The 20,361-nt window shown below is 58.8% G+C and carries 17 protein-coding genes; 8 read left to right on the forward strand and 9 right to left on the reverse strand.

The window, feature by feature from the left end; all coding sequences use genetic code 11:
- Window positions 1–18 precede the first annotated feature (18 nt).
- Both P349_RS19725 and P349_RS19720 read right to left on the reverse strand, forming a co-directional pair.
- Window positions 19–1,464: a M20 family metallopeptidase gene (locus P349_RS19725; protein ID WP_032651065.1), complete on the reverse strand. Its 1,446-nt coding sequence runs from the start codon at window positions 1,462–1,464 to the stop codon at window positions 19–21.
- A complete protein-coding gene (locus P349_RS19720) occupies window positions 1,464–2,774 on the reverse strand; it encodes a M20 family metallo-hydrolase (RefSeq protein WP_032651066.1) in 1,311 nt (436 codons plus the stop codon). The genes P349_RS19725 and P349_RS19720 overlap by 1 nt, the downstream gene beginning before the upstream one ends.
- A gap of 175 nt (window positions 2,775–2,949) precedes the next feature.
- Between P349_RS19720 and P349_RS19715 the strand changes: the two genes are divergently transcribed.
- A complete protein-coding gene (locus P349_RS19715; protein WP_032651067.1) occupies window positions 2,950–3,861 on the forward strand; it encodes a LysR family transcriptional regulator in 912 nt (303 codons plus the stop codon).
- 356 nt (window positions 3,862–4,217) lie between these two features.
- Entirely contained in the window at window positions 4,218–4,781 is a 564-nt protein-coding gene (gene smrA, locus P349_RS19710) for a DNA endonuclease SmrA (RefSeq protein WP_032651068.1), read from the forward strand.
- Window positions 4,782–4,808: 27 nt separating this feature from the next.
- On the opposite strand, the gene tcp is transcribed toward smrA, so the two are convergent.
- Window positions 4,809–6,470 (reverse strand): methyl-accepting chemotaxis citrate transducer, encoded by a 1,662-nt coding sequence (gene tcp / locus P349_RS19705; protein WP_024909164.1) that lies wholly within the window; start codon window positions 6,468–6,470, stop codon window positions 4,809–4,811.
- A gap of 144 nt (window positions 6,471–6,614) precedes the next feature.
- Between tcp and P349_RS19700 the strand changes: the two genes are divergently transcribed.
- The 3 genes from P349_RS19700 (at window position 6,615) to umuC (ending at window position 9,321) form a co-directional block, all read left to right on the forward strand.
- Window positions 6,615–7,481, forward strand: coding sequence for an aldo/keto reductase family oxidoreductase (locus P349_RS19700; RefSeq protein ID WP_032651069.1), 867 nt, complete (start codon window positions 6,615–6,617; stop codon window positions 7,479–7,481).
- A gap of 159 nt (window positions 7,482–7,640) precedes the next feature.
- Window positions 7,641–8,075 carry a translesion error-prone DNA polymerase V autoproteolytic subunit gene (gene umuD / locus P349_RS19695; protein WP_024909162.1) on the forward strand — a complete coding sequence of 145 codons (435 nt, stop codon included), beginning with the start codon at window positions 7,641–7,643 and terminating at the stop codon, window positions 8,073–8,075.
- On the forward strand, window positions 8,059–9,321 hold the full coding sequence (gene umuC, locus P349_RS19690; RefSeq protein ID WP_032651070.1) for a translesion error-prone DNA polymerase V subunit UmuC: 1,263 nt from the start codon (window positions 8,059–8,061) through the stop codon (window positions 9,319–9,321). Before umuD ends, umuC begins: the two co-directional genes overlap by 17 nt.
- A gap of 12 nt (window positions 9,322–9,333) precedes the next feature.
- Here the strand turns inward: umuC and P349_RS19685 are convergent, their stop codons facing one another.
- A complete protein-coding gene (locus P349_RS19685) occupies window positions 9,334–9,603 on the reverse strand; it encodes a hypothetical protein (RefSeq protein ID WP_032651072.1) in 270 nt (89 codons plus the stop codon).
- Window positions 9,604–9,685: 82 nt separating this feature from the next.
- Window positions 9,686–10,573 carry a LysR family transcriptional regulator gene (locus P349_RS19680; RefSeq protein WP_024909159.1) on the reverse strand — a complete coding sequence of 296 codons (888 nt, stop codon included), beginning with the start codon at window positions 10,571–10,573 and terminating at the stop codon, window positions 9,686–9,688.
- A 97-nt stretch (window positions 10,574–10,670) separates the two neighbouring features.
- Here P349_RS19680 and P349_RS19675 point away from each other — a divergent pair, with 97 nt between their 5' ends.
- Window positions 10,671–11,726, forward strand: a complete 1,056-nt coding sequence (locus P349_RS19675) for an SDR family oxidoreductase (protein ID WP_032651074.1) — start codon at window positions 10,671–10,673, stop codon at window positions 11,724–11,726.
- A 40-nt stretch (window positions 11,727–11,766) separates the two neighbouring features.
- Here the strand turns inward: P349_RS19675 and P349_RS19670 are convergent, their stop codons facing one another.
- Window positions 11,767–12,747, reverse strand: a complete 981-nt coding sequence (locus P349_RS19670; RefSeq protein ID WP_032651075.1) for an NAD(P)H-dependent flavin oxidoreductase — start codon at window positions 12,745–12,747, stop codon at window positions 11,767–11,769.
- 128 nt (window positions 12,748–12,875) lie between these two features.
- Here P349_RS19670 and P349_RS19665 point away from each other — a divergent pair, with 128 nt between their 5' ends.
- Window positions 12,876–13,760 carry a LysR family transcriptional regulator gene (locus P349_RS19665; protein ID WP_032651076.1) on the forward strand — a complete coding sequence of 295 codons (885 nt, stop codon included), beginning with the start codon at window positions 12,876–12,878 and terminating at the stop codon, window positions 13,758–13,760.
- On the opposite strand, the gene P349_RS19660 is transcribed toward P349_RS19665, so the two are convergent.
- Window positions 13,732–15,186 carry an aminotransferase-like domain-containing protein gene (locus P349_RS19660; RefSeq protein WP_032651077.1) on the reverse strand — a complete coding sequence of 485 codons (1,455 nt, stop codon included), beginning with the start codon at window positions 15,184–15,186 and terminating at the stop codon, window positions 13,732–13,734. The two genes, P349_RS19665 and P349_RS19660, sit on opposite strands and share 29 nt — an antisense overlap.
- Window positions 15,187–15,282: 96 nt before the next feature.
- Between P349_RS19660 and P349_RS19655 the strand changes: the two genes are divergently transcribed.
- Window positions 15,283–16,050 carry an arylamine N-acetyltransferase family protein gene (locus P349_RS19655; protein WP_032651079.1) on the forward strand — a complete coding sequence of 256 codons (768 nt, stop codon included), beginning with the start codon at window positions 15,283–15,285 and terminating at the stop codon, window positions 16,048–16,050.
- Window positions 16,051–16,072: 22 nt separating this feature from the next.
- Here the strand turns inward: P349_RS19655 and P349_RS19650 are convergent, their stop codons facing one another.
- Window positions 16,073–19,150: an efflux RND transporter permease subunit gene (locus P349_RS19650; protein ID WP_032651080.1), complete on the reverse strand. Its 3,078-nt coding sequence runs from the start codon at window positions 19,148–19,150 to the stop codon at window positions 16,073–16,075.
- On the reverse strand, window positions 19,147–20,295 hold the full coding sequence (locus P349_RS19645; protein ID WP_032651082.1) for an efflux RND transporter periplasmic adaptor subunit: 1,149 nt from the start codon (window positions 20,293–20,295) through the stop codon (window positions 19,147–19,149). Before P349_RS19645 ends, P349_RS19650 begins: the two co-directional genes overlap by 4 nt.
- Window positions 20,296–20,361 lie beyond the last annotated feature (66 nt).

Below are 20,361 nucleotides of genomic sequence, written 5' to 3' on the forward strand. Positions count from 1 at the left end.
TTGTGTTGTTGTGTTTTTTTATTTTAAAGGTGACGGTGTCACGCCCTGGGGGATCGGACACGCGTACGGTTTTTCTTGTAATTGTTGTTCGAACTCTTCACGGCATTTGTTCAGCAGCGCTGCGTCCTGCAGCAGATTGAGCGCGGTCGCACCCATCACTTTTCCGGCCAGCAGCATGCCTTTGTGAGCAATGGAAGTACGCCCCTGGGACACCAGCTGCCAGGTGTGCAGCGGTGTGCCGACGGTAAAGCAGGGGCTGAAGCACTGGGCGACCGGCATTTTCCAGCTGACGTCGCCCACGTCCGTTGAGCCCGCCAGCACGTTGTCGGTAATAGCGTAGGGCGCGACTTCATCCACCAGCAGCGTCGCCTGATGACGACGGGCAAAGGCTTTACCCGCTTCGCCACCCGTGGCGGCAATATTTTTCAGGCTGTTTTGCAGATCGTTGGGCGTCAGCGTGGCGCGGATCTGGCGGGCAAACTCTCGCTCCTCATCGGTCCACTCCGGCGTGCCGTAGTGCTGCAGGGCGCGATACATAGCCGCCTCAAGCGTGCGGTTCGGCAGGTAGCTGGAGCAGGCTTTATCAAAGCGGCATTCGACGGTGGTTTCGGTCATCAGCGCCGCGCCCTGGGCGATTTTCTCGATGCGCTCGTAGATCTGCTGCGCATCGGCCATCTCCGGGGCGCGGATCAGGTACAGCACCTCGGCCTGCGCCTGTACCACGTTGGGCGAAATCCCGCCGGTATCGGTAATGGCGTAATGGACGCGCGCTTTCTCAATGATGTGTTCGTTGAGGAAGTTGGTGCCGGTGGTCATCAGCGTCACGGCGTCCAGCGCGCTCCGTCCCAGGTGAGGGGAGTTGGCCGCGTGCGCCGCCACGCCGTGAAAACGCCAGGCGGCCTGAATATTCGCCAGCGTGCTGACGTTAAACATCCCGGCGAAGGCTTCCGGGTGCCAGGTGACGGCGGCATCGACGTCATCAAACAGACCTTCGCGCACCATAAAGGTTTTCCCGGAGCCACCTTCTTCACCGGGACAGCCGTAAAAACGCACCGTTCCGCTGCCGCCGTGCTGCTCCAGCCAGCTTTTCACCGCCACCGCGCCCGCCAGCGCCGCGGTGCCTAAGAGGTTATGCCCGCAGCCATGGCCGTTGGCTCCCGGCGTGGCGGTCTGCGCGGTCGCGCAGTGTGCCTGCTGGCTTAATCCGGCCAGCGCGTCGTACTCGCCCAGCAGGGCGATAACCGGTTTCCCGCTGCCGAAGCTGGCGATAAAGGCATTTGGAATACCGCCTGCCTCGCGGGTCAGCGTGAAGCCTTCTGCTTCCAGCTCGCTGGCCAGCCGTTCGGCGGACCAGAACTCTTCAAAGCGGGTTTCGGGACGATCCCAGATCGCATCGGCAATATCGGTTAACGTCCGACATCGCGTGTCGATCGCATCGGCAATAAAAGCGTAGTTCTCCTGCATTACACACCTCGCGTCCACGGGAAATTGAGCGCAGTTCGCGCCAGCGTTTCGATGGCGACAGGCATGACCTGCTCATCGAAGTCGAATTTTTCGTTGTGATGTCCGGCGCTCAACTCCGTGCCAAACACCATATAGGACGCCATGCCGCCGTTCTGCTGCACGCGGGCCATCATCAGTGTGGCGTCTTCGGAGCCTGCTGGCGCCTTCACCTTATCGATGGCGTGAACAACCCCGGAAACCTGACTCGCCTGCTCGCGCAGATAATCCACCCAGGCCGGCGTCGGTGCGCTGGAGGTGGCAGCCCCCATCAGGCGCATCTCGGCGTTCACGCCGTAGATCGCCGCCGCGCCGGTAATCACCGCCTGCGCGCGTTCAAAGACGTATTGATTAATCACTTCGGTTTCGCCGCGGGTTTCAACTTTGATCAGAGCATTGGCGGGCACCACGTTGCGTCCGCTGCCCGCCTGCATCACCCCGACGTTCACCCGGGAGGCACCTTCGCTGTGCGGGGCAATACTGTGCAGAGCGAGGGTGGCCTGCGCGGCGGCGAGCAGGGCGTTACGACCGTCCTCCGGCTTACCGCCCGCGTGTGCGGCCACGCCGGTGAAGCTCACGTCGAACTTGGTGGTGGCCATAAAGTTATCGCTGCCGCAGATCACCGTTCCGGCAGGCACGCCAGTACCAATATGGATAGCCGTGAAATAGTCCACGTCATCCAGCGCCCCGGCGGCAACCATGGCGCGCGCGCCGCGCGTACCTTCTTCGGCGGGCTGGAAGATCAGCTTGATGGTGCCGTTCAGCCGGGCTTCATTCTGCTTAAGCACCTGCGCCAGCCCCAGACCAATGGTGGTGTGGCCGTCGTGCGCGCAGGCGTGCATCATTCCTGCGTTGCAGGAGGCAAACCCGTCGCGGAACGGGCGATGGCTGTCGTCGAGCGCTTCGCTGAGATCAAGGGCGTCCATGTCCACGCGAAACGCCAGGGTTGGGCCAGGGCGGCCGGTATTCAGGGTGGCCACAATGCCGGTAAAGCCGCCTTCAAACGGCGCCAGCCATTTCTCAGGCGCGCCCTGCGCCCGCGCACGGGCAAACTCATGCGCCAGGGTAGCGGCATCGGGCAGCCCCATCCGGCTTTCGGCATCGACCACGTCGCGCCCCATCGCCAGTTCGTAACCCAGCGAGTCCAGGATTTCCGCGACTTTCGCGGCGGTACGAAACTCTACCCAACCGGATTCCGCGAAATGGTGAAAATCACGACGCCATGCGCTCAGCTGCGGGGTTAACGTCTGGATGTACTGCGCCAGTGTGTCCATATCTGTTCCTGTCATCATTAAAATATGTGAACTGCTTCACGCTGTGATAGTTTTTACTTATCACTAACCGATTTTTCACAGTTTTAACCGTTCAGGAATTACCCTCGCACATCCCTTTCCATTAAAGTAGATGACAGTTTCTTTACTCTGATAAACAACGGTTATCGGTCGGGCTATGTCATTTCAGATTAAATTTCATCAAATCCGGGCGTTTGTTGAGGTTGCGCGTCAGGGCAGCATTCGCGGTGCCAGCAGGACGCTGAATCTTTCCCAGCCGGCGCTGACCAAATCCATCAAAGAGCTGGAGGAGGGCATGGCGGCGCAGCTTTTCGTGCGCAGGAGTAAGGGCGTCGCGTTGACGGAATGCGGTGAGGGTTTTTACCAGCGTGCCAGGTTGATCCTGGAAGAGCTGCGCGCGGCGCAGGATGACATTCGTCAGCGGCAGGGGGAGCTGGCCGGGCAGATCAACATCGGGATGGGGGCCAGCGTTTCACGCAGCCTGATGCCCGCCGTCATTACCCGCTTTCACGCGCAGCATCCGCAGGTCAAGGTGCGGATTATGGAAGGGCAGCTGGTATCGATGATCAATGAATTACGCCAGGGCGAACTGGATTTCACCATCAATACCTATTATCAGGGGCCTTACGACCAGGAATTTACGTTTGAAAAACTTTTCGAAAAACCGTTTGCGGTATTTTGTCGGGAAGGGCATCCGGCGACGGGAGCAACGTCTATTAATGAACTTCTGCATTATAACTGGACAATGCCGACCCCGCGGGGAAGTTATTATAAGCAGTTAGAAGAGGTATTTAGCCATCGCTCGCAAATACCGCGAATTGGTGTGGTCTGTGAAACCTTTTCCTCCTGTATTAGCCTGGTTGCGCAAAGTGATTTTCTAAGCATATTGCCGCAGGAGCTAGGGTGTGACCCGCTGCTGGCGCATCGCCTGGTCATGCTGCCGGTTGTCGAGTCGCTTCCAAAAGCAGCATATTATTTAATTCAGCGCCGCGATTCACGTCAGACGCCCCTGGCTGAATCATTAATTACACAGTTCAGGCGGGAAGCGAGGAAAATAATCGTGGCGTGAAAGTGAGATAATAAAAAAACAGGATCTGCCCGACATCAGACAGATCCTCCAGTACACACAGCAGTGCGTCCTTTCGCCAATCCTGAGTATTATATCCATGAAGCAGGTATATTTAGGTATAACACCTTTCCCGCAAAATGAAAGGATATTGAGTGTTTGATTTTACGAAAATTTAACACAAATCACTTATTTCATCTTTGCTGAAATTTTAGTTAAGTCATATTTAAGTTTATTTTATAAATACTATATATATTCATCAGGTTAATATTTGTTGCGCACGACGGCCTGTAACGGTGATTGAGGCCTGTCTCGGGCGCAGGTATAGTACCGTCCTCAGTTGTAGCCGGAGGATATCCATGAACCCTGACGACAAATCCTTTTTTCTTGACGCCATGGAAGATGTCCAGCCGCTGAAGCGTGGCCCGGATATTCACTGGCAGCCCAGCCGCAATACGCGGACGCGACAGGAGGTGGATAGTGAACAGCTGGATAACTTCCTGACGCTCGATTTTCTTGACCTTCTTCCCCTGGAAGAACCGCTGGCGTTCCAGCGCGAAGGGGTGCAGCAGGGCGTTATCGATAAGCTACGCTCGGGCAAATATGCCCGCCAGGCCAGCTTAAACCTCTTGCGTCAGCCTGCCGAACGCTGCCGTCAGATGCTGTTTTCTTTTATCTGCCAGGCCAGACGTGACGGGTTACGTAACCTGATTATTATTCACGGGAAAGGGCGGGAGCAGAACTCGCATCCGAATGTGGTGCGCAGCTACCTGGCGCGCTGGTTAACCGAGTTCGAGGATGTACAGGCCTTCTGCGTGGCGCTGCCGCATCACGGCGGCAGCGGGGCATGTTACGTTTCACTGCGAAAATCCGATGAAGCAAAACAGGAGAACTGGGAGCGGCACGCCAAGCGCAGCCGCTAGCGGGCGATATTCTCGCCCGCCTGAGACTCAGAACGTTTCCCAGTTGCTGTCGGTGGAGGCGTTTGTCGTTGCCGGGCGCAGCAGCTGTGGCGTTTTCAGATTGGCCGGGCGTGGAGCGACCGCTTTTTCTTTGCCGTTCAGACGAAACGCGGCCACCGCCTGACGCAGCTGCTCGGACTGATCTTCCAGCGCCGCAGCCGCCGTGGCGGACTCCTGCACCAGCGCGGCGTTTTGCTGCGTCACGCTGTCCATCTGCGAAACGGCCAGGCTCACCTGCTCAATACCGCGGCTCTGCTCGTCAGAGGCCGATGAAATCTCACCCATGATATCGGTCACGCGGGTGACGGCAGCGACAATTTCCTTCATGGTGGTGCCCGCCTCGCTGACCTGCTCAGAACCGGTATTCACCCGGCTGACGGAGTTCTCGATAAGCCCTTTGATCTCTTTCGCCGCCTGCGCGCTGCGGCTCGCCAGCGTACGGACTTCGCCAGCAACAACCGCAAAACCACGCCCCTGTTCTCCGGCGCGTGCCGCTTCCACCGCGGCGTTAAGCGCCAGAATGTTCGTCTGGAACGCAATGCTGTCGATCACGCTGGTAATATGCGCAATTTGCTGCGAACTGTCGGCGATTTCGTTCATGGTGCGAACCACGTTATCCACGACGTGACCGCCGCGCGCGGCCGTTTCAGAGGCGTTTTTCGCCAACAGCGTGGCCTGACGGGCGTTATCGGAGTTCTGTTTAACCGTCGCAGTCAGCTCTTCCATGCTGGCGGCAGTCTCTTCCAGCGAAGCGGCCTGCTGCTCGGTGCGGGCGGACAGATCGTTGCTTCCTGCAGCAATTTCGCCTGCGCCGGTGTAGATGGAATCGGTGCTTCCGCGCACGGCGCTGACGGTGGTCACCAGCGACTGCTGCATCTCATGCAGGCCAGCGGCCAGCTGACCCATCTCGTTGCGGCCAGATATTGCGATATCCTGCGTCAGGTCGCCCCCTGCAATGGCGCGAATATGGTTCATAATGGAATGGAGTGGTTTTAACAGCAGGTGCTGTAAACCCTGCCAGATGACCACCAGAACCGCGATAACGGCCAGCAGAATTGCCGCCAGGGTCCACTGCATCTGCGTGAAGCTGCTCTGGTTCTCTTCGGTTGCGGCCTTCAGCAGGGTGTTGTTTTCGGCGCGCCAGCGGTTATAGACCGCTTCCATGTCGTCCTGCGCCTGCTGCGCGTCCAGATCCCCATAGGCCTGATAGTTATCGGCACGCAGATACTCAATCGATAAGCGCATCACTTCGTGCATCTGGTTCCAGGATTTCTGCATCTCGTCGGTCAATGCCGCCTCTTGGCCCTTAACCTGCGGCAGTTTCTGCCACTCTTTGTTATAGGCTTCGGCTTTTGCCAGCGAGTCGCCTGCGGTGCCAAGCAGCTTATTGATCGCCGCCAGGGAAGCCGGGTCACGCTGGTTTTTCAGATAGCGGATCGCCACGCGGGTGACGGTGACGCGCGTTTTCACCAGCGTGTTCACGCTGTCGCTCAGGCTTTCCTGCTGGGCATTGAGCACGCCGGAGTTCTGGAAGTTATGGCGATCGTTACTGACGGCAGAGTAGAACAACCCTCCCGTGACAACTTGCAGCAGACAGAATATGGTGAGGGCAAAGATAATACCGGTAATCACGTGCAGATTTTTCAGCATAGCGGTCGTCCGTTAGAAAGGATGCAGAGGTACACCAATACTATCGTCGTATAGAATTTAAACTTTAATTTAACTCGCGCTTAACTAAGGGCTCCCTGAGGGAACCTGTTGTAAATCCGGATCATTTTTATGAGGAAGGTCAACATGAGCAGCATTGATAAAAGCGGGACGTACGCGCTCGGGACGCGGACGGTGAAACGGCTGGGCTACGGCGCGATGCAGCTGGCCGGGCCTGGCGTCTTTGGGCCGCCGAAGGATAAGCAGGCCGCGCTGGAGGTGCTGCGCGAAGCGGTGGCGGCGGGGGTGAACCACATTGATACCAGTGATTTTTACGGCCCTCATGTCACTAACCAGCTGATCCGCGAGGCGCTTCACCCGTACCGGGACGATCTGACGCTTGTCACCAAGATCGGCGCCCGTCGCGATGACAAAGGCGCCTGGCTGCCGGCCTTTTCCGCGCAGGAACTGACGCAGGCGGTGCATGACAACCTGCGTAATCTGCAGCTGGACGTGCTGGACGTGGTGAATCTGCGGATCATGTTTAGCGCACACGGGCCGGCGGAAGGATCGATTGCTGAACCGCTTTCCACCCTGGCCGAATTACAGCAGCAGGGGCTGGTGCGGCATATTGGCCTGAGCAACGTCACGGCCACCCAGGTCGCGGAAGCCCGGAAGCTGGTGCCGGTGGTGTGCGTGCAGAATATGTACAACATTGTGAACCGGGGTGACGACGCGCTGGTGGATCTGCTGGCGCAGCAGGGGATTGCGTATGTGCCGTTCTTCCCACTGGGCGGCTTTACGCCGCTGCAATCGTCCGGGCTGAAGGCTGTGGCGGATTCACTGGGCGTCACGGCAATGCAGGTTGCGCTGGCATGGCTGCTGCAGCGTTCCCCAAATATCCTGCTGATCCCGGGCACCTCTTCCGTGGCGCATTTGCGGCAAAACCTCGCGGCAGGGGAACTGCAGCTGCCGCCTGACGCACTGGAAACATTGAATACGCTGATGGACTGATCGTCACAGGCGCAAAGCCGGACATGTGCTTCCGGGCTTTGCGCGTTTTAAATCTTCTGACACTTCAACGCGTTTGGGTTCGCCTCCGGAAATGACCTTGATCCCTGGCCACAATCCGTAATACTGTATTTATATACAGTATCTGGCGAGAAAGGCACTATGGACACTCTCTTTTCTTATCATCCAAACCAATCTATTGAATTACCGTTGTTTGCAGAGCGTGTAGCCTGTGGCTTCCCCAGTCCGGCGCAGGACTATGTGGAAGATCGTCTCGATCTTAACCGGCTGGCAGTGAGACACCCCAGTGCGACCTATTTTATCAAGGTGAGTGGAGACTCCATGATTGGCGCGGGGATCGGCGACGGCGATCTGCTGGTGGTCGATCGTTCGTTAAATGCCGAACATGGGGACATCGTCGTGGCGTCGGTCGCCGGTGAGTTTACGGTGAAAGAGCTACAGACCCGCCCGGTTCTGAGGCTGTTGCCACATAATGCCCGCTATCAGCCGATTACCTTTCAGTCCGAAGAGGAGCTGCAGATCTTCGGCGTCGTCACCCACACGCTTAAAACGCATAAACATGTTCGCGCTGGTTGATGTGAATAGCTTCTATGCCTCCTGCGAGAAGGTATTTCGCCCCGATCTGCAGGGGAAGCCCATCGTGGTGGTGTCCAATAACGACGGCTGCATTATTTCACTGTCGCCGGAGGCAAAGCAGTTCGGCATAAAAATGGGGGAGCCCTATTTTAAATTCAAAGAGAAGGGCTATCCGTCGCGGGTTTACGTCTTTAGTTCGAACTATGCGCTGTATGCCGATCTCAGCAGTCGGGTGATGCAGACGCTGACGGATCTCGCTCCGGCCATAGAAATTTACTCGATCGACGAGGCGTTCGTGAACGTTTCAGGGATCGGTAACTGCCTTGCACTGGAAGCGTTCGGACACCAGATGCGCACGCAGGTCTATAAAAATACGGGCTTAACCGTTGGCGTCGGCATTGCCCCGACAAAAACGCTGGCGAAGCTGGCCAACTATGCGGCGAAGCGGTGGGCGGGCACCGGCGGCGTGGTCGATCTCTCAGGCCGGGAGCGGCAGCGTAAACTGCTGGCAAAGGTGCCGGTAGAGGAGGTGTGGGGGGTAGGGCGGCGCATCACGAAAAAACTGAACGCGATGGGGATTACCACAGCGCTGGAGCTGGCGGAAGCATCAACCTGGGTCATTCGCAAACATTTCAACGTGGTACTGGAACGTACGGCCCGCGAGCTTCGCGGCGAGCCCTGCCTTGACATGGAAGAGTACACCCCCACGAAGCAGCAAATTATCTGTAGCCGTTCGTTTGGACACCGCATTACCCAATACGAAGAGATGCATCAGGCGATTTGCGCCTACGCGGAACGCGCCGCAGAGAAACTGCGCGGCGAGCATCAATACTGTCGTTTTATCAGCGTGTTTGTGCGCACCAGCCCGCACGCTGACAACGAAATTTATTACGGCAATCAGGCTTCTGTCACCCTGATGACGCCCACCAATGACTCGCGCGATATCATCCGCGCCGCCACGGAGGCGCTGGGGCGGATATGGCTTGATGGGTATCGCTATATGAAGGCCGGGGTCATGCTGGCGGATTTTTTCAGCAGCGGCGTCGCCCAGCTTAATTTGTTTGACGATAATCGTCTGCGCGCCAACAGCGCGGCGCTGATGGAGATGATCGACAGCGTAAATCACTCCGGCAAAGGGAAGATATGGTTCGCCGGGCAGGGGATTGAGAAACCGTGGGCAATGAAGCGAGAGATGTTGTCACCGGCCTATACGACGCGGTACGCCGATTTGCCGGTGGCGAGGTAGAGGATGGTTGCGTTATTTCTTTTGCATCAACCAGGTTGCCGCAGCCGCCAGCACGCCGATCAGCGGCATTTCGCCCGCTCCGGACAGGAAGTTATGGCGATCGATCTCATTATTTTTACGGATATCCGCAAGGCGGGTAAGTGCCTCTTTTTCATCCGCAGCGCCGATCTCCTCAAACTGTTTTTCAAACCCCTGAGCGATGAGCTGAGCGGCCGCATCGGTGTTTGCGCTCTCAATCGCAATGAGGTTCGGGCCTTTTTGGAAAAAACGGTAATCCGGCATACGTGCTCCAGAAAGAGGGAATACGGTAAAAACACTCTATTCTTTGCGATTAAAAAATGCACGTGATTTACGGCGGAAACAATCAGTTTTTCTTTATTATTTCAGGCAGTAACTGCTCAATCACGCTGACGACCTTTCTGACGCGCTGCGGAATAAAGCGGGCGTCAGGATAGACGGCATAGAGGAAGCGATCGGGTAACCGCCAGTCGGGCAGCACCGGTACCAGCGTGCCGGTTTGCAGCGCGCGTGTCACGAGCGGCTGCTGCATACCGCCGATACCAATGCCGGACTCCAGCGCCTGCAGCAGCGCGTCGCTGGTGTTGGCACGGAAAACAGTATTCACGTTGACCTCGACCGTCTCCTCGTCAGACATCAGGCGCAGGGGAGCACCCAGCGGAATGCCGCTGAACCGCACGTGTGGCAGCGTCGCCAGCTCGCTGACGGCGCGTACCGCCTGAAAGCCGGGGGCGGCAAACAGCCTGGTTTCAATACGCCCCAGCACGCGCGCCGCATGCGCCTGCGGGGGCTCACTGCTCAGCCGTATCGCGACATCCACGCCCTCCGTCACCAGATCGGCAAGGCGGTCATCCAGGGAAAGCATCAGCTGCAGCTCGGGATGCAGACGCTGCAGCGCCAGCAGATGCGGCAAAAAAATCTGCCCCAGGCCGCTCGGTAACTGGACATGGACGCGTCCCTGAACGCTATGATCGACAGGATGTAAACGCCTCTCCGCTTCTCCCATGGCGTCCAGCACAAGCTGCATATCACGCCGGTAACGTTCACCCTGTTCGGTCAGCTTCATCTTACGCGTCGTACGGTGCAGCAGTACCACACCCAGTGATTCCTCAAGCGCCGCGATCTGTTGACTGACGGCGGACTGCTTAATACCGGTCTGACGGGCGGCCGCAGAAAACGAGCCCGCTTCAGCGACGCGCAGAAAGGTAGAAATGGCATTGAGCTTATTATTCATTTAATGATTCTGCTTATAAGTGCCATCGGTTTCAGGGGATATCTCCAGAAAAAATAATATATCACACTGCGTCTGTCACCCTTTGCGGAGAAACACCATGAACAAGATGCAGCAACACAACGTCGCCCTGGTCGCGGGCGCCAGCGGCATAGTCGGCAGACAGCTGGTCAACACGCTCCTGAACAATCAGTGGGAGGTGATCGGCCTTAGCCGCCATGCCGCATCTCATCCTGACGGCATCCCCGTGGTGAACGTCGATTTACTGGATGCGCAGGACACTACACGGGCGCTGCACGCCCTGAACGGTGTCACCCACATTTTTTACAGCGCCTGGGCGAACGCGGCGAACTGGACAGACATGGTTGAGCCGAACGTCACCATGCTGCGTAATCTGGTCAGCACCCTCGAAAAGACGGCAACTTTGCAGACGGTAAGCCTGATGCAGGGGTATAAAGTCTATGGTGCGCATCTGGGGCCGTTTAAAACCCCGGCGCGGGAAAGCGATCCCGGCGTAGCGGGTGCCGAATTTAACGCCGCGCAGCTCACGTGGCTCAGCCAGTTTCAGCGGGGGAAAGGCTGGCACTGGAATGCCATCAGGCCGGGCGTGGTGGGGAGCGCGGTGCCGGGCAATGCCATGAATCTTGCGCTGAGCATCGCTCTGTACGCCTCCCTGTGTAAGGCGCTGGGTTTACCGCTGCGTTTTCCCGGTTCAGAACAGACCTGGCACAGCATTGTTGACCATACCGACGCCGGGCTGCTGGCCGAGGCAACGCTGTGGGCCGCCACGTCACCTGCGGCACAGAATCAGGCCTTCAACGTAAACAATGGCGATATCTGGCGCTGGAGCGAGCTGTGGCCGCGCATCGCACGCTGGTTTGAACTGGACTCTGCGCCGCCGGTGAGGTTGTCATTTCATCAGCTGTTTAACGACTATCGCGGCGTATGGCGCGAGCTTGCCGGAGAGCGGCTGGTGGAAGCGGATATTTTGCAGCTAAGCGACGGGCGGTTTGCCGATTTTGTCTTTAGCTGGGATTACGACATGTTCGGTGACGGGAGCAAGCTGCGCAGGGCGGGCTTTACGCAAATGCAGGCGACCGATGAGATGTTTTTCCGCCTGTTTGCGCAACTGAGAGCCGCGCGAATTATTCCCTGAAAACACAGGGCGTCCTGATAACCGTCAGGACGCCGAGGGCTTACTCAACCGCTAACAGATTGACGATCTCGGCCACGCTTTTCACGCTGCGGATGTTCCCAATTCCCGTGCCGAGCGCGATATAGCCTTCATCGGTGTTATTTTCCAGCATGCCCAGACGCAGGCCCCGTAATCCGCCCATCGTCTTGCCCAGCGCGTCGTTGCTTGCGCCTGCTTTATCCATCGATGCCAGTTTTTCCGCCAGCTTGCCGGGAAGCGCGCGGTAGTAATGGGGCACGGTGCGAAAAAGCAGCAAGTCCAGGCCGTTGGCGGCAACAATTTTCTCTTTGACCCCCTGCGGCACGCGGCTTTCTTCGGTACTGATAAAGACCGATCCGGCAAACACGCCTTCCGCACCTAACGCATGTGCTGCTCTGGCGGTGCGATTATCGGTAATACCGCCCGCGGCCATCACCGGGATGTGCTTCACGGCATCGGCAATCAGCGGCACGATGGAAAAGGTGCCCAGCGCCGTTGCGGGTAACGTTCCGCCCTCATCAAAACCGGTGGCGACGATAATGTCTGCCCCCAGATCTTCTGCGAGACGGGTGTTTTCCGGCGTGGGATTGATGTCGCGGTAGATAATAGCGATCCCTGCCTCTTTTAACTCACTGAACAGCGCGGGAATAATGCTGCCTTCCCCATAGCCTGTATACACCACGGCCCTGACGCCTTCCTCTTTCACCACCTTAAGAATTGGTCCAGTCCAGACGTCATTAACGGCGGTGGGGATCAGGTTCACGCCAAACGGTTTTTCGGTCAGCCGTTTAGTTTTACGAATTTCTTCGCGCATTTTTTCGGCTGTCGCTTCCGGCGTGGAGACCGCGGTGTCGGCGGTTAAGCCTGCATTGGGTCCCAGCACGCCGAGCCCGCCGGCATTGCTGACCGCGGCAACTAAACGGGCATCGGTAAGCCAGGATAACGGCCCCTGAATAACAGGCTTTTCGATACCCAGGATCTGACAGATACGGTTATTTTTCATAGCAGACTCTCCCTTACGTTTGAATGGAGGAGAGTGTAGGGTGCAATATTGTTAGGATAAATAGCCTAAAAGATTCATCACTGTTATAAAATCAATAACAATATCCCGTTCGCGGTTTGAAATCCTTTATGCAAATAAACCTCTTTGAATCTATTCGAATTTTTATTGAAATTGTCGAGTCAGGCAGTCTTACCCAGGCTGCGGAGAATCTGCAGGTCCATCGCCCTGCAGTCACCAAAGCGTTACAGCTTCTGGAGCAACACAGCGGCACGCGGCTCCTGCAGCGCACAACGCGTCGGATTAGCCTGACGCCGGATGGGGAGGCGTTCTATCGCCAGAGTAAACCCCTGCTGGCGCAGGCGGACGAATTACTGGAGTCGTTTGGTACGGACCGGGCAATACACGGTCAGCTGCGTGTGGATATGCCGGTCTCTTTTGCTACGCTGCGGGTGATACCCAATCTGCCTGATTTTTATCGTCAGCATCCTGAGATCGACATCATTCTGAGCAGCTCTGACCGCCGTCGGGATATGCTGCGGGATGGCCTGGACTGCGTGCTGCGGGTGGGAGAGCTGGACGACGGCGATTATATCGCGCGTAAAATCGGGAACATCAAAATCACGACCTGCGCCAGCCCGGCCTGGCTGGCAAAACACGGTACGCCAGAAACGCCGGATGATTTACGCAAACATCAGGCCATCAACTGGATTAATACCAGCAGCAGACATATTCATCCGTGGACGTTTACCAAGCCAGAAGGCGTCGCGGAGATGACGTTGCCCGGTAAGCTTGTGGTGGATAACTCCGAGGCCTACATCGCGGCAGGCCTGGCCGGGCTGGGGTTAATGCAGGGGATGAATCTCTTTCTCCAGCCTTACATTGACCGCGGCCTGCTGGTTGAGGTCTTGCCAGCCTATCGCTCGCCGGACCGCAAGCTGTCACTGCTCTACCCACACCGTCACCTCTCCCGCAAAGTGCGGGTATTTACCGAGTGGCTGGAGAGTCTGGTGTGAAAACGGCCAGTTCATGGCATAGGGCCCCAATCTGCCCTACGGCATTGAGCAGGCGGGGCGTCGGCTCGTTTGCGCAGTTTAGCCGCAGAAAGTGCGTGAGTTCTGCGCCAGGAGAAAACAGGGGACCGGGGCTGACGCCAATACCCAGCGCCAGCGCGCGACGATGCACCTCCAGGGCGTTGATCTGCTGAGGCAGTTCTACCCACAGCAGGAAACCGGCTGCGGGTACGCTAACGCGGGTTCCGGGGGGAAAACTGGCCTCGACCCGCGCCACGACGGCGGCTATTCCCTCTGCGATACGCCGCTTTAGCCGCCGCAGGTGACGGTCGTAGTCTCCGCTTGCCAGCATCTCGCTCGTCGCGGCTTCCAGCAGCGGCGCACCGGCCCAGTCTCCGGCCATGCGGGCCTGCAAGACCTGCGTGTGGTAGCGTCCGGCGGCAATCCAGCCGATTCGCCACCCCGGCGCAAGCGTTTTAGACAGGGAGCTGCAGTAAATCACATTCCCGCTCTGGTCGAACGCCTTGCAGGCCGGAGGGCGTTGCCCCTCACCGACCAGATCTCCGTAAACATCGTCCTCAATCAACGGAATTTCTGCCTCTTCAAGCAGGGCAACCAGTTCCTGCTTGCGTGCGACGGGCATGCTGGCACCCAACGGGTTTTGCACGGTGGGTGAGGCCAGGACGGCAGCGGGGCGATGGCAGCGAATGGCGTCAGTCAGCGGTTCCAGCAGCAGGCCTTCCACAGGGTCGGTGGGGATCGCTAAGGCCTTCAGGCCTAAATCCTCCAGCAGCAGGAGCGTGCCAAAGTAGGCGGGCTGCTCAATTGCCACCACATCACCTGGCTGACACACGGCCCGAAGTGCCAGGCGCAGCGCCTGCGTCGCGCCCGAGGTGATAATGAGATCGTCCGCGCCGAACCGGGCTCCCCATTGCGCAGAACGCGCGGCAATCTTACTTCGTAGGTCTGCTCTTCCCGGGGGCAGGCTGTAGCTCTGTCCATGCGCGTCCAGACGACGGCCCGCAGAGTGTAACGCCCGCTGCAGCGCGTCTCCTGGCAGCCACGCGGGATCGGGCAGGGCGGCGCCCAGCGGTATCAGTCGGGCTTCTGCACTGCTGAACAGCGACCGGGCCACGGTGGACAAGGTGACGGGGACCGGGCCTGCCGGGGAGCGCGCGGGCTCCACGCGCGGTGGCAAGCTGGTTTGGCGGATGTAGTAACCTGAACGCGGGCGCGCAACGATCAGCCCTTCAGCCTCGAGGCAGCGAAGGGCCTCCAGCGCCGTCGGAAGGCTAACGTGCTCGCGCTCGGCCAGTTTACGCGCGGAGATCATCCTGTCACCGGCGCGCAGCGCGCCAGACGTCAGCGTGAGGCGCAGCATCTCGGCAATTCGGCGATAGTGTGGGGACGACTGGGACGGAGCAGACATGGGTATCTGTTCAGGCTAATTTTCGATAAAACTGACTATACAGCCAATGATGTGCGCCATCTATAGTGTCCGGCATGTTCAGGACAAGGAGGCATTATGCATAGCGATAATTTCAACATTTCCACCTATTTCAAACGCATAAACTACACCGGACCGGCGGCGGCCGATACGGCCACCCTGCATGCGCTGATGCGTCATCAGCTCTTTTCCGTTCCCTTTGAGAATCTGGACGTACAGGCGGGTAAAATTGTCTCGCTGGCGCCAGACGACATTGCCGATAAGGTGTTAACGCAGGGGCGCGGCGGCTACTGCTACGAGGTAAACGGGCTTTTTGCCATGGCGCTGGCGGCGTTAGGGATACCTTACCGTTTCGTGGCGGCGCGCCCGATGTTCTACCCCGCGCGGCGGCCGAAAACCCATATGGCGTTGATTGCCGAGGTGGAGAGCCGACAGTGGCTTTGCGACCTCGGGTTCGGCAGCTACGGCATTCGTGCGCCAATGGCGCTGGACACGCTTGATGTGGATATCACGCAGGATTTCGACACGTTTCGGCTAAGCCGCAGTGCGGAGGGCGAATATCTGCTTGAGGCGAAGGTGGAGGGGGAGTGGGCCCGGCAATACGGCTTTGATCTCGCGCCTCAGGAATGGATTGATTTCGTCCCGGCCAACTACCTTAACTCCACGCACCCGGATGCGATCTTTGTGCAGAAGCGGGTGGTGGTGCAGCACAGCCCGGAAGGACGTCAGATTTTACTGGGCGATATGCTGAAAACCATCACCGCGAACGGCACTGAAACGCGGCAGCTGGCGGAGGATGAAATCCGCCATGTCCTGAAGGACCGTTTTGCACTGACCGCCGCGTAATCAGCCGGGCAAGGGTGGAGCCTCAGCGCAGTTCATCTTCTGTGGCTTTGCGCTGAGCGCCCCACTGTAACAGCAGGCTAAACGACGCGGGTAACACGGTCAGCGTCACCAGCGTCGCAACCAGCAGCCCGCCGATGATGGCATAGGCCATTGGACCCCAGAAGACCTGGTGAGAAATGGGGATCATGCCCAGAATGGCGGCACAGGCGGTCAGACAGATGGGTCTGGCCCGGTGTTCCGCAGCCGCCATAATCGCGGCATCGTTTGTCATCCCCTGAGCAAGATTGCTGTCAACCTCGCTAATCAATATCACCGCGTTCCGCACGATCATCCCCGCCAGGGCGATGACGCCCAGCAGCGCGACAAACCCCATCGGCGTTCCGCCGGGCAGCATAGCCAGCACGATCCCCGGTAAACCAAACGGGGCCATCAGGAGTGCCAGCAGCATCCGGGAATATCGCCGCAGCTGAAGCATCAGCAGCAACAGCATGATGACCAGCGTTACCGGAAGAACGGTAAAGACGGAGTTGTTCCCCTTATCCGATTCGGCAACCGCGCCGCCTTCTTCAATGCCGTAACCTGCCGGCAGGTTCGCGCGCAGTTTATCGACCGCCGGACGCAGCGCCGCGGATACCGCTTCAGCCTTCAGCCCCGGGGCAAGATCCGTTTGCACCGTGATAAAGGGCACGCGCTGGCGACGCCAGATGACCGGATCGTCCACGCCCCAGACCGGCGTCGCGACGGCGCTGAGCGGAATTTTTTTACCGTCGTTCCCCTGAATCGTGAGTGAGGAGAGGGTGGCGGTGCTGTGGCGCGCATTGTCTGTGGCCCAGAGCACCACGTCGACAAGGCGGTCGTTATCTCTGATGGACGTGACAACGCTGCCGGACCAGACGGTATTCAGCGTGCGGGCGAGACTTTCTGACGATATTCCCGCTGCTCTGGCCGCCGTCTGATTCACCTTAAGGGTGATGACCCTCTCCGGCTCTCCGGCCGTCTGGTTAACGTCGCGTGAGTACGGGGAGCGGCCAATCGCGTCCGTGAGTCGGTTCGCAAACGCCCGGACCTGCAGATAATCCGGCCCGCTCACCCGGTATTTGATTGGCCAGCCGACGGGCGGCCCCAGCTCAAGGGGCGACACCCGCGTGATGATGTCGCTAAACTGCGTCGCCAGGATCGTGTTGAGCTGTGCGTGCAGACGATCCCGCGCCTCAAGATCCTTAGCCACCACAACCATCTGGGCGATATTTTCATTTTCCAGCAGCACGTCCATCGGCAGGTAAAAACGGATGGCGCCTGAGCCAACGTACGTCGAAAAGCGATCGATATTGCCGTTGTCGGCCAGCGCTTTTTCCAGCTTTTCCACCTCTCTGAGGGTTTCCGGCTGCGAGGCGTTGGCCGGAAGCGTCAGGCTGACCAGCAGTTCAGGCCTGTCGGAGGCAGGGAAAAACTCGCCCTGCATAAACGTCGTGCCGTACGCTGACAACCCCAGCGCGGCAAGCGCAATCAGCACGGTGGAGAGCCGGTGGCGGAGCGCCAGGCGTAAAAGCCGGCCGTACCCGCGCGCGATCCTTCCCGGTCCCGCCGCGTGATGTCTGACTTTTTCCGGCAGCAGCCACGTCCCCGTCAACGGCGAAAACAGGATCGCGACAGCCCAGGAACAGAGCAGGGCGATGAGCACCACCGCAAACAGGGAAAAGCAGTATTCACCGGCGCTGGAGGCCGCAAAACCAACGGGAATAAAGCCGGCAATCATCACCAGGGTACCGGTGAGCATCGGGAAGGCCGTCGTTTTGAATGCATGGGTGGCCGCATGCCGACGGGAATCCCCGGCTTCCAGCCGGGAGACCATCGTTTCGACGGCGATCATGGCGTCATCCACCAGCAGGCCCAGGGCAATGATCAGCGCCCCGAGCGAGATACGCTGAAGGCCGATGCCTGCGAGCATCATGCCGGCAAACGTCATGGCGAGCACCAGCGGGATGGCCGTCGCCACCACCAGTCCGGCCCGTAAACCCAGCGAGACAAATGAGACCGCCAGCACGATAACAACGGCTTCGATAAGCACCCGGATAAACCCGCTTACCGCATCACTCACCACCGCTGACTGATCGGCGACTTTCACCATCTCGATACCGTGCGGCAGCCCGGCGCTGAGGGTCGCCATTTTTGCGTTCAGCGCAGCACCGAAACGCAGCATATTGCCCGTTGGCGCCATCGAGACCGCCAGCCCGATAGCCGGTTTGCCGTTCACCCGGTAGGCCGGGGCCGGTGGCTCGGCGATTTCCCGGGTGACGGTGGCAATGTCGGTCAGCGGGATATAGCGATTGTTAACGTGCAGCGTGACGGCGCGTAAACTCTCTTCGGTCGTGAGCGCCCCGCTGACCTTTATCGCCATGTTCTCCTGCCCGGTACGCATCGTTCCTGCCGGGACAACGGCGTTTTGCGCCCGGAGGGCGTCGGCGACCGCCTGAATATCCAGCCCCATACCGGCCAGGCGCGCCGGAGAAAAGGCGAGAACCCATTGCTCCTGCTGTTCGCCCAGCAGGGTGGTTTTACCCATATCCGGCAGGGACATCAGCTCGCGCCGTATTGTCTCTGCGCGATCCCGCACCTCTCGCAGGGTGAAACCGTCGGGAATAAAGGCGTAAATTGTGCCGAACGTGTCGTCAAACTCGTCGTCCACGGCAGGACCCTGCACCCCTTCAGGCAGGGACGGCGCGATGTCCTGCATTTTTTTGCGAACCTGATACCAGATGTCCGGCACGCTTTGCGGGGGCGTATCGTCACGGAGGTTGACGTGGATAACGGTGCGTCCGGCCCGGGTTTCACTTTCGAGATAGTCCAGCCAGGGCGTTTCCTGCAGCTTTTTTTCAAGCGTATCGGTCAGCAGGCGGGTGGTATCCGCCACGGATGCTCCCGGCCACTGCGCGGAGACGACGGCCGTTTTAATGGTGAATGCCGGATCTTCGTTACGCGGCAGCTTTTCATAGCAGAACACGCCCATCGCAATCACCAGCAGCATGAAAAAGCTGACCATCTGCTGGTTCTTCAGCGCCCAGGCGGAGAGGTTAAATTTGGTTTCCGATCCTGTGTTCATGGCTGAATCTCTTCGGCAATCACCGGCTCGCCGGATCGTAATGTGCTCACGCCCGCTGTAATCACCCTGTCGCCGGGCTCAAGGCCGGAGGCAATCATGACAGAGGTGGCCGTATAGCTGGCGGGCACCACCACGCGCAGTTGCGCCCGCGACTGCGGGGTAATCACAAAAACCGCCGGTTTGTCGCCGGCTCGGGTCAGCGCGGACGCGGGAAGGGTGTACCCGTGCGGGGCTGACGATGGCAACGTGACGGTAACGCTGGCACCCAGCGCCATGGCCGCCGGCGGGTTTTGCAGGGTGGCCCTGGCGCGCCAGGTGCGGGTCTGAGGATCGGCCTGCGGGGTGATATCCCGCAGTAGGGCAGACGCCTGTACCGACGGGGCGCTGAGCAGGGAAACCTGCAAAACCGCCTTATCCAGAGGCGGGATCGTATCGGGCGCGGCAATATCAAACACCACGTCGCGGACTTCCCCGGTTGCCAGCGTCAGCACGGACTGACCGTCGCTGACCACCTGTCCCGCAGAGGCGTTCACGGCCGTAATGACGCCCGCTTGTGGCGCGTTCAGGCGCGTCCAGCCGAGGCTTTCGCGGGCATTTCGCCACGCGGCCTCGCTGCTTTTTAAGCGCGCGCGGGCGACAAGCCAGTCCGCACGGGCGCTGTCGAGCTGCGTGCGGGCTATCGCACCCGTTGGCATGAGCTTTTGCATGCGACTGACGTTAAGCGCGGCGACCTGCGCTGAGGCTTTGGCGCCTTCATAATCGGCCTCAGCGCCGTCGAGCTGGTTTTGCCCGGTCGTATTGTCAAGCGTGGCCAGCAGCTGTCCGGCGGTGACACTGTCACCAATATCGACGCTACGCGTCAGTATCCGCCCCCCGGTACGAAAGCTCAGGGTCGTTTCATCGTGGGCATGGATCTCACCGGTTCTTTCCAGCGCGGGAAGGGAGTGGGCGGTGCCAACGACGACGTAGCGTACCGTTCGCACAGGGTCAGGTTTGTTTTCGTGTTTATCACCGCAGCCGGTCAGCGGAAAAATCGCCAGCGCAAGCAGGGCCAGGGGAAGAAAATGCAGCCAGGAAAGGGTGCGCGCCACGCCGTACAAATGATGCAGGCAGTGGCGGAGGGAGAGAAAAAATTCGTCTGACATAACGCCGCTCCATAAAGGGAATGGCGTTATTAAATGCGCGCTACGTCGAGAAAGATTCGATGTTCT

The organism is Enterobacter sp. DC4, assembly GCF_000568095.1.
In the GTDB taxonomy this organism is placed as follows: domain Bacteria; phylum Pseudomonadota; class Gammaproteobacteria; order Enterobacterales; family Enterobacteriaceae; genus Enterobacter; species Enterobacter pseudoroggenkampii.

Coding starts and splice junctions, on each gene's coding strand:
- smrA (WP_032651068.1), top strand. CDS start 4,218: ATGAACCCTGACGACAAATCCTTTTTTCTTGACGCCATGGAAGATGTC.
- tcp (WP_024909164.1), bottom strand. CDS start 6,470: ATGCTGAAAAATCTGCACGTGATTACCGGTATTATCTTTGCCCTCACC.
- P349_RS19645 (WP_032651082.1), bottom strand. CDS start 20,295: ATGTCAGACGAATTTTTTCTCTCCCTCCGCCACTGCCTGCATCATTTG.
- P349_RS19660 (WP_032651077.1), bottom strand. CDS start 15,186: ATGTCTGCTCCGTCCCAGTCGTCCCCACACTATCGCCGAATTGCCGAG.
- P349_RS19670 (WP_032651075.1), bottom strand. CDS start 12,747: ATGAAAAATAACCGTATCTGTCAGATCCTGGGTATCGAAAAGCCTGTT.
- P349_RS19725 (WP_032651065.1), bottom strand. CDS start 1,464: ATGCAGGAGAACTACGCTTTTATTGCCGATGCGATCGACACGCGATGT.
- P349_RS19680 (WP_024909159.1), bottom strand. CDS start 10,573: ATGAATAATAAGCTCAATGCCATTTCTACCTTTCTGCGCGTCGCTGAA.
- P349_RS19650 (WP_032651080.1), bottom strand. CDS start 19,150: ATGAACACAGGATCGGAAACCAAATTTAACCTCTCCGCCTGGGCGCTG.
- P349_RS19685 (WP_032651072.1), bottom strand. CDS start 9,603: ATGCCGGATTACCGTTTTTTCCAAAAAGGCCCGAACCTCATTGCGATT.
- umuC (WP_032651070.1), top strand. CDS start 8,059: ATGTTCGCGCTGGTTGATGTGAATAGCTTCTATGCCTCCTGCGAGAAG.
- umuD (WP_024909162.1), top strand. CDS start 7,641: ATGGACACTCTCTTTTCTTATCATCCAAACCAATCTATTGAATTACCG.
- P349_RS19715 (WP_032651067.1), top strand. CDS start 2,950: ATGTCATTTCAGATTAAATTTCATCAAATCCGGGCGTTTGTTGAGGTT.
- P349_RS19720 (WP_032651066.1), bottom strand. CDS start 2,774: ATGGACACACTGGCGCAGTACATCCAGACGTTAACCCCGCAGCTGAGC.
- P349_RS19665 (WP_032651076.1), top strand. CDS start 12,876: ATGCAAATAAACCTCTTTGAATCTATTCGAATTTTTATTGAAATTGTC.
- P349_RS19675 (WP_032651074.1), top strand. CDS start 10,671: ATGAACAAGATGCAGCAACACAACGTCGCCCTGGTCGCGGGCGCCAGC.
- P349_RS19700 (WP_032651069.1), top strand. CDS start 6,615: ATGAGCAGCATTGATAAAAGCGGGACGTACGCGCTCGGGACGCGGACG.
- P349_RS19655 (WP_032651079.1), top strand. CDS start 15,283: ATGCATAGCGATAATTTCAACATTTCCACCTATTTCAAACGCATAAAC.